This is a genomic window from Gracilibacillus oryzae (assembly GCF_009498735.1).
Classification (GTDB): Bacteria; Bacillota; Bacilli; order Bacillales; family Amphibacillaceae; genus Gracilibacillus; species Gracilibacillus oryzae.
Genome location: NZ_ML762445.1, coordinates 52143 through 60541 on the forward strand (window position 1 = coordinate 52143; position 8399 = coordinate 60541).

At 38.1% G+C, this 8399-nt stretch carries 11 protein-coding genes; 9 read left to right on the forward strand and 2 right to left on the reverse strand.

The window, feature by feature from the left end; translation table 11 throughout:
- Positions 1-176 precede the first annotated feature (176 nt).
- Together F9U64_RS18640 and F9U64_RS18645 are read right to left on the reverse strand one after the other, a co-directional pair.
- Positions 177-473: a spore coat protein gene (locus F9U64_RS18640; RefSeq protein ID WP_153406408.1), complete on the reverse strand. Its 297-nt coding sequence runs from the start codon at positions 471-473 to the stop codon at positions 177-179.
- On the reverse strand, positions 470-673 hold the full coding sequence (locus F9U64_RS18645; protein ID WP_153406409.1) for a hypothetical protein: 204 nt from the start codon (positions 671-673) through the stop codon (positions 470-472). Before F9U64_RS18645 ends, F9U64_RS18640 begins: the two co-directional genes overlap by 4 nt.
- A 118-nt stretch (positions 674-791) precedes the next feature.
- Here F9U64_RS18645 and F9U64_RS18650 point away from each other — a divergent pair, with 118 nt between their 5' ends.
- From F9U64_RS18650 to F9U64_RS18690, 9 genes are all read left to right on the forward strand, one after another.
- Positions 792-998 carry a spore coat protein gene (locus F9U64_RS18650; RefSeq protein ID WP_153406410.1) on the forward strand — a complete coding sequence of 69 codons (207 nt, stop codon included), beginning with the start codon at positions 792-794 and terminating at the stop codon, positions 996-998.
- Between the two features lie 14 nt (positions 999-1012).
- Positions 1013-1372: a spore coat protein gene (locus F9U64_RS18655; RefSeq protein WP_153406411.1), complete on the forward strand. Its 360-nt coding sequence runs from the start codon at positions 1013-1015 to the stop codon at positions 1370-1372.
- Positions 1373-1391: 19 nt separating this feature from the next.
- The gene (locus F9U64_RS18660; protein ID WP_153406412.1) at positions 1392-2528 is read left to right on the forward strand and encodes a zinc-dependent alcohol dehydrogenase; all 1137 of its coding nucleotides are present in this window, start codon (positions 1392-1394) and stop codon (positions 2526-2528) included.
- 149 nt (positions 2529-2677) lie between these two features.
- Positions 2678-3091 carry a Na-translocating system protein MpsC family protein gene (locus tag F9U64_RS18665; RefSeq protein WP_153406413.1) on the forward strand — a complete coding sequence of 138 codons (414 nt, stop codon included), beginning with the start codon at positions 2678-2680 and terminating at the stop codon, positions 3089-3091.
- Positions 3092-3210: 119 nt separating this feature from the next.
- Positions 3211-3981: an ABC transporter ATP-binding protein gene (locus tag F9U64_RS18670; RefSeq protein WP_153406414.1), complete on the forward strand. Its 771-nt coding sequence runs from the start codon at positions 3211-3213 to the stop codon at positions 3979-3981.
- A gap of 11 nt (positions 3982-3992) precedes the next feature.
- Entirely contained in the window at positions 3993-4862 is an 870-nt protein-coding gene (locus tag F9U64_RS18675; protein ID WP_153406415.1) for an ABC transporter permease, read from the forward strand.
- Positions 4863-4884: 22 nt separating this feature from the next.
- A complete protein-coding gene (locus tag F9U64_RS18680; RefSeq protein WP_153406416.1) occupies positions 4885-5886 on the forward strand; it encodes an ABC transporter substrate-binding protein in 1002 nt (333 codons plus the stop codon).
- A gap of 49 nt (positions 5887-5935) precedes the next feature.
- Complete coding sequence (locus F9U64_RS18685) at positions 5936-6559, forward strand: cysteine hydrolase family protein (RefSeq protein WP_153406417.1); 624 nt, start codon at positions 5936-5938, stop codon at positions 6557-6559.
- 25 nt (positions 6560-6584) lie between these two features.
- Positions 6585-8024, forward strand: a complete 1440-nt coding sequence (locus F9U64_RS18690) for an MFS transporter (RefSeq protein ID WP_153406418.1) — start codon at positions 6585-6587, stop codon at positions 8022-8024.
- Positions 8025-8399 lie beyond the last annotated feature (375 nt).

Sequence of the window (8399 nt, forward strand, 5' to 3'; positions counted from 1 at the left end):
TCGCCCAGGAGATTTCCAGTTAATGTTGAGATAAAGAGGAAATCCGTTATGATCGTCCGAGAGATTTCCCGTTAATCCTGATATAAAGCGGAAATCTTCAGCTGCCAATTGGACATTTCCTGTTTATTACTTAAAGCAAACGGAAATTTCAACCTCACTAAAAGACTTAGAATTGCTCATTTTGCCAGCTTTATCGCCGCTTTTGATGCTTTCAAGTCTATTGAAAGCTGTTCATCCAGATCACTTGGGTGATAGTACCCTTTTTCCATCATATATTGGCTGATTTTTTCATGTGCTTCAATTGAGTAGCTCAGTTGTTTTTGCAGGGCTTCTCTTACCTCTGGTGTTACCGATTCTGTCAGAGCAAATGATAAATTTCTGACAGCAGTTTTCGTGGAGATTAAAAAGTCTGTTGCGATGACCTGATCTGTCATACCCGCCATGCCGGCAATTTTCTGCAGCATATTTGTCATAAACTCACATCCCTTTTTAATAATTCATTTAATTGTTGTACATGCTGCTTCCCTTCTGAAACATCCTTTGTAAGTATACTTTTTAGCTGTTCACAACCAACTAATCCTTGCATTGTAGCGGCCTTCGTCAAACACAAATTTTTGAAATTCAAAATTTCGTGAATTTCCATCCGTTCATGGAGTGCTATTTTATTGTCCATTTTTTCACCTCATATGCTGTAAGTTGCTTGAGCAAATCATAATGATTCCATGGGTATAGGATAAACCTATGGTGACAAAATATGCTTATCTTTACAAAAAGGCGAGGAGGTTTACGTTGTGGGAAAAGAGGACTTAGCATTTCATGAAACAATGGATATCCATGAGTTATTGAATATGAAAACAGTTGGATTGTTAAAAGCAAAGCTGATGCAAGGAGTGATCTTTGACCAGGAATTAAGGGCATTATTACAAAAGAATGTCGATACATCCGTTATGGAAATTAAACAACTTCAACGATTGTATCCTTATGGAAAAACAGAGTGAATGAGGTGACTATCATGAATGATTATTTAGATCCAATTAATTCAGTAGGTATGCCGGAACAAATTGATTCAGCGATAGCAATGGATTTATTAATAACGGTGAAAGAATCAATACGAAATTATTCCATCGCCCTAACAGAGGCAGCAAGCCCCGAAGTACGTACAACGATCCGTAATCAAATGGAAGCGGCAATTGATTATCATACAGAAGTGGTTGAGTTGATGATGAAAAAGAAATGGTTTCATCCATATGATGTGAGTGAACAGCAAATGCTTGATTTGAAAGCAGCACAAACTGCTGTGGATATCGCTGGACTAGATCTCTTCCCTGCCAATAATAATCGAAAAGGGCTTTTTCCTGTACCACCGCAGTAAAGTGAATAGGAGAGATAAGATGAAAGCAGTAACCTTTCAAGGTGTAAAAGAAGTAGTTGTGAAAGAAGTTGATGCACCAAAAATCCATAAATCAGATGATATTATTGTAAAGTTAACACATACTGCAATCTGTGGTTCTGATTTGCATCTGATCCATGGCATGATGCCGAACATCCAGGAAAATTATATTATTGGGCATGAACCAATGGGTATTGTAGAAGAAGTAGGACCAGGTGTAACGAAAGTAAAGAAAGGTGACAGGGTGGTTGTTCCTTTTAACGTCAGCTGTGGAGAATGCTGGTTTTGCCAACATCAATTAGAAAGTCAATGTGATCACTCAAATGATAATGGCGAGATGGGAGCCTATTTTGGATACTCTGGCACAGCAGGCGGCTATCCTGGTGGACAGGCAGAGTATATGCGGGTTCCATATGGTAACTTTACTCCTTACAAAATACCTGAAGAAAGTGAAGTAGATGATGATAATTTAGTATTACTCTCAGATGCAGGCACAACAGCCTATTGGAGTGTGGACAATTCAGGGATGAAAGAGGGAGACACTGTCATCATCCTCGGATGTGGTCCAGTTGGTCTCCTTGCACAAAAATTCGCATGGCTTAAAGGGGCGAAAAGAGTAATTGCGGTTGACTACGTAGGTTATCGGCTGGAACATGCGAAACGAACCAACAAAGTCGAAGTGATTAACTTTGAAGATTATGAAAATGCTGGTGCCCATTTGCATGAAATGACCAAAGGTGGCGCTGACATTGTCATCGATTGTGTAGGAATGGACGGGAAAATGAGCGATTTAGAGTCTCTTGCCACAGGCCTGAAGCTCCATGGCGGATCAATGGGCGCATTGGTAATAGCAAGCCAGGCAGTTAGAAAAGGAGGCAATATTCAAGTAACTGGTGTTTACGCTTCCCGATATAATGCCTTTCCATTCGGAGATATTTTTGCCCGGAATGTGAATATAAGAACAGGGCAAGCCCCCGTTATTCATTATATGCCATACTTACATGATCTGATTGGTGCTGGAAAAGTTGACTTAAGTGATATTATCACACATCCATTACCATTAGCAGAGGCCAAGCATGGATACGAAATTTTTGATGCAAAATTAGATAACTGTATTAAAGTTGTGTTAAAACCATAGTTAATAGACGTTCGGAATCTTCATCCCTCTTTAGTATAGGAGGGCTTTTTTTTCGTTTTGGCCTTGCCAATAACTATCTTTCTTTTTTGAAAAAAGGTGTTAGAAAATATTACATAATAGAAGAATCAAAAAAATGTGTATGTTAGATTATGTATATGATAAAGGTTAGACAGGAGGTGCACTCGATATACGTAACAGTGAAAAAACATAACGCTGGAGAATTGAAACAGAATTTAATGAAGTTAAACAATCAAGTGCATCAGAATATTTTCAAAATAGGGTTAATAGAGCAACACGTTGATTTTACAGACAACAAAATTATTATTCTATCGAAAAACAAAAGAATTCCTGTATTGAATATCATTTATGAAGAGAGCAAAGATGTTTCTCACATTATTGAAAGATTAGTAAATATCAATTATAAAACGCAATTGGAGAAAAAGTTGGTGGAGCTTTTTGATTTTGGTATCGAAATCGTTCTGCGAGACTATGATCCAACAAAAAATACGAATGTAGTTATTATTATATTGAACAAAGATATCAGAAATTATGTGACTGGTTAAATGAACTCATTTTTTGAGCGCAGGCAAACCGTCAGTTTAAGATCTTCACATGGATAGAAGTGTGTATCCAGACAGGTCTTTAGCTGACGGTTTTTCCATATTAAAAAGGAGTGAACAGGATGTACAAATTGGAAGTGGTGGCAGGCGGCAAGGTTTTCAAAAAAGATGGACAGGAAGTAGTAGCCTTACAGGAAACGAATATGCAAATCGCTAAAGGTAAATTTGTCAGTATTATTGGACCAAGTGGATGTGGTAAATCTACTTTATTCAATATGATAGCAGGCTTACTAAAACCAACCTCTGGTGAAATTCTATTGGATGGTCAGAATATTATCGGGAAGAGTGGTCGAGTTGGATATATGTTACAGAAGGATTTGCTGCTTCCATGGCGGACGATTCTTTCCAATATTATCTTAGGTTTAGAACTAAAGGGGGTGTCAAAGAAGGAAGCAGAAAATAGAGCAGTTCCTTTGATGGAAAAATACGGATTAGGAGGGTTTGAGAATCATTACCCTGGCGAACTTTCAGGTGGTATGAAGCAAAGAGCTGCCCTTCTTCGCACATTACTCTATGATCAGGATGTTATTTTGCTGGATGAACCATTTGGCGCTTTGGACGCGCAAACCAGATTAAAGATGCAAACATGGTTGTTGCAAATCTGGGGGGATTTTAATAAAACAGTCCTATTTGTCACACATGATATTGATGAAGCAATTTATTTATCTGATGAAATCTATGTCCTTTCCCCACGACCAGGCAGGTTGAAAGAAATCGTCACGGTTAATATACCGCGGCCCAGAGGTCAAGATACCTTATTAATGAAAGAATTTGTTGATCTTAAGAAGAAGCTGCTTGGAATGTTAAAAGAAGACCAAGAAAAAATAGAATAGGAGGATGCTAGATGAATAGTGGATCAAATAACATAGCTGTAAGCAAGACAGATCGTCTGCAGGAAAATAAATTACTTAGAGTGAAGAAACAATCTGTGATAGAAGATCCAGCACAGCGAGAAAGAAGGACAAGACACATTGCACTGCTTGGCAGGATACTTGTAGGATTTATCATCATAGCTGCATGGGAGTTATTTACACGTATTGGTCTACTGGATTCCTATTATTGGAGCAATCCATCTACCATTGTTCAAACAGGATGGACCTCATTAACTGAAGGTACATTATTAACTGATCTTGTCTACACATCAGGAGCAACTATCATCGGATTTATATTAGGGACATTTATCGGCTCATTGCTTGGACTATCTTTTTGGTGGTCAGACCTATATTCCAGGATATCTGAACCTTACATCAGTGCCTTCAATGCGATCCCTAAATTAGCGCTGGCACCGGTGTTAGTAATCATGTTCGGGATTGGTTTTTCTTCTAAAGTTATTCTGGCATTTATGATGACTGTTATTGTCACTGCCCTTGCAGCAAAAAGTGGTGTCCATTCAGTCGATAAAGACTTGGAAAAGATGTTATTTTCCTTAGGGGCGAAGAGAAGTCAAGTATTTTCAAAAGTGGTAATCCCGTCGGCAATGCCATGGATTGTCAGCAGTTTGAAGATTAATATAGCACTAGCCCTGGCTGGAACAATAGTAGGAGAATTTATTAGTTCCAGACAAGGTATCGGCAGGATGATTTTATATGCAGGGCAAATAATGGATACAAATCTGGTTTGGGTAGGAGTAGTAGTTTTATCAGCCTTATCGATTCTGATGTACTTAGGCACAGTCTGGCTGGAACGGTTCTTATTGAAAGGAAGACCACAATAATAGAAGAAAAGGGGAAAAACTGATGAAAAGATTGTTGATTATTGCTCTTGTTACCTTGTTTGTGTTAGGTGGATGTTCCAATTCTTCCGGAGCAGAAGATGAGTTAAAGAAAATTACCATAGCAGAACCACTTCATTTAATAGGTTATTTGCCATTATATGTTGCGATAAATGAAGGTTATTTTGAAGAAGAGGGATTAGATGTTGAAGTGGTAACATCAACTGGCGGTGCACATGTTACTTCTGTTGTAAGCGGGGAAGCTTGGGGGAATATTGGCGGTCCGGAATCGAATCAAATGGCCAATGACGGAAGTGGGGATCCGATTAAATCTGTCGTCAATGTTGTTAATAGGGCGAATGTATATATTATGGCGGAAACAAGTCAGAAATTAGAAGGTAATAGTGAACAAGATTTGAAAGAGTTTCTTAAAGGAAAGACAATTGCTGCAGGACGCTATGGAGGAAGCCCAAACTTATTAACAAGGTCGTTATTAATGAATGTTGGTCTGGATCCTGACAAAGATGTTGTGTTAGAGGAACCATCTGATGGATCTGCAGTGCTATCACTGGTAGAAAACGGACAGGCTGATATGGCAGTAGGTGCAGAACCGCAAATAAATAATGGTATAGCAAAAGGAATTTGGAATGAGCCGTTTTATAAGTTCCCTGATCTTGGAGATTATGCTTATTCAGTTTTGAGTGTGAAGCAATCGACCATTGAAGAAGAACCGGAAGTTGTCCAAAGTTTTGTCAATGGGATTGTTAGAGGGCTAAAAGCAGTCGCGGAAGATAAGGAGCTTGCCATGAAAGTATTGAAGGATGAGTTTTCAACATCATCAGATGAAGATTTACAGGCTTCCTTAGATAGAGCATATGCTGATAATTTATGGAGTATTGATGGATATATTTCAGAAGAATCTGTTGCAAATGTAATGGAAGTAGTGGAAAAAACGGGGGTTTATACGGAAGGATATGAGTATGATAGCTTAATTGATATGCAATTTGTTGAAAAAATAAATCAATAACAAGTTTGCAATTGAAGAGGGTGTCCAATAAGAGAGGATGGATGGTAATATGATCACTTTAAAACCGGAAGAAACAGCATTGATAGTGGTTGATGTACAAAATGACTTCTGTCATGAAGATGGAAGTCTAGCAAAAACTGGGGCGAATTTAGAAATGGTAAGCAGTATGATGCCACCGTTAAAAAATGTAATTGAACATGCAAAAGAAGCTGGAGTATCTGTTATTTATATTCAGACAATTCATGAGGAAAGCACTGATTCAAAAACTTGGACGAACCGTTTTAGAAATAAGGAAAAACCAGCTGTATGCAGAAAAGGTTCATGGGGATCGGAATTTTATGAAATTAACCCGCAGGCTGACGATATTGTTGTGATAAAGCACCGTTACAGTGCGTTCATTAATACAAGACTAGAATCTGTTTTGAAAACGAAAGGAATTAAATCATTGCTGATGACTGGGATCAGTACCAATGTTTGTGTGGAATCGACAGCGAGGGATGGTTTTATGCTGGATTATCAGATAGTTTTATTAGAAGATTGTTGTGCATCCTTTTCAAGAAAAGCACACGAAATGACATTAATAAATATTCGGGACTTTTTTGGGAATGTGGCAACTTCGGATGAAATTTTTAACATAAGGATGCCTCAGGAAACAGTTGCACGAACACTATAGATCTCAATAAGTGAAGGTGAGTGTAATGGGAAAACTTAATTCTGAACATATTGTTTTTCCGATCGCAAAAGAAAAAACAATAGCTCCAGTATTTATCCTGTTTGCAGTATGTCCTGGGGCTTTTTTATCTCATTTCTCTGCAGGCTTGGTTAATATCGCTTTACCTCAAATGTCTTTATTCTTTCAAACATCTCTCAGTATTACTCAATGGGTAGTCACAGCCTATTTATTAGCAGTGATGATTAGCTTGCCTCTGATGGGCAAGCTAGCAGACCTGTTTGGAATGAAAGAGATACATAATATTGGATATATTGTGTTTGGAATTGGTGCACTGTTATCTGCAGCTTCTCATTCCTTGATTTTTCTCATTGCAGCTAGAATTATTCAAGGTGTAGGAGCTGCTATGCTGCAATCAACGAATATGGCCATTATTGCAGCGAATTATCCTGGTGAAAATAGAGGAAGAGCAATGGGGATTGTCGGGACGGCAGTTGGCTTAGGAGCGTTATTAGGACCGTCAATAGGTGGATTTTTGATTAATATCTTTTCCTGGGAAATATTATTCTGGCTGCAAGTACCGATTGTTATGATTGTCTCTATTTTCTCATTTCGATTTATTCCTCAAAATAATTCCGGGCGTAAGCATACGCCGTTTGATTATACGGGGGCTGCAATGTTCGCATTCGGTATCACTGCTGTAATATATGTATTAAATGTAATAGGAGACAATGGGTTTACCTTTTATTTAATACCAGTTTCTTTTGCGGGAGTCTTATCGATTTGGTTGTTTGTCCGAAGAAGTTACAGATTAGAATATCCTTTTATTCAATTGTCGTTATTTAAGCCGCCTCTTATTAAAATCGGAGGAATGACGATCATTGTTAGCTATATGATTACTTTTTCAACAATGGTAGTGATTCCTTTTTATTTAGTAGGTGTATTAGAAACAACCACTTCCTTCGCAGGAATATTGTTAATGGCTTATCCTTTGCTTATGGCTATAACGGGACCAATCAGCGGCAATTTAGCTGATGTATTTGGCAGTAAGAAAGTAGTAATAATTGGACTTGTTGTCATGCTGTTCAGTTTAGCTGGGCTAGGTTTAATTACACCAGGGACGAATACTTGGAAAATTGCTGCATTATTATGTCTGCTAGGTTTGGCTATGGGCGTCTTGACATCGCCTAACTATACCTTGATGATTGGACAAGTATCAAAAGAATTGTTAGGTACAATCAGCAGTGCTATCGCTTTACTGAGAAATTTAGGAATGGCTTTAGGAACGGCTTTTGGAGTAACCTTCATGAATTTATGGGTAGAAGGTTCCATAACTGAATGGATGAGCAACGGGAATCACGAGAACCTTGATCAAGTTATGCTGGGGTTTCAAAGTTTCTTTTGGTTTCTGCTATTGCTTAATGTAATTATTTTATTAATTGGTATAAAAATATTTAAGAATAATTAGGATTCGAAAAGCAATGTAAAACACTGGAGAAGTTCTCTTAGGCTTTTTACATTGCTTATTTCTTTTATACTAACATAGTTATTTAGAAATTACATATTATGTCATTCAGGCAAGGTCTGAATACCTTGGCGTTCCGCTTATCCTTCGTTCAAGGCATTCACGGACGCTCCGAATACCTTGGCGTTCCGCTTATCCTTCGTTCAAGGCATTCACGGACGTTCCGAATACCTTGACGCTCCGCTTATTCTTCCCTGAAGGCATTCACGGACGCTCCGAATACCTTGACGCTCCGCTTATTCAGTCAAGTCCTTTTTTATGTGTAAATATAGATACAATGTTAACAACCTAATTCACATAATACATATTTGTTCTTTT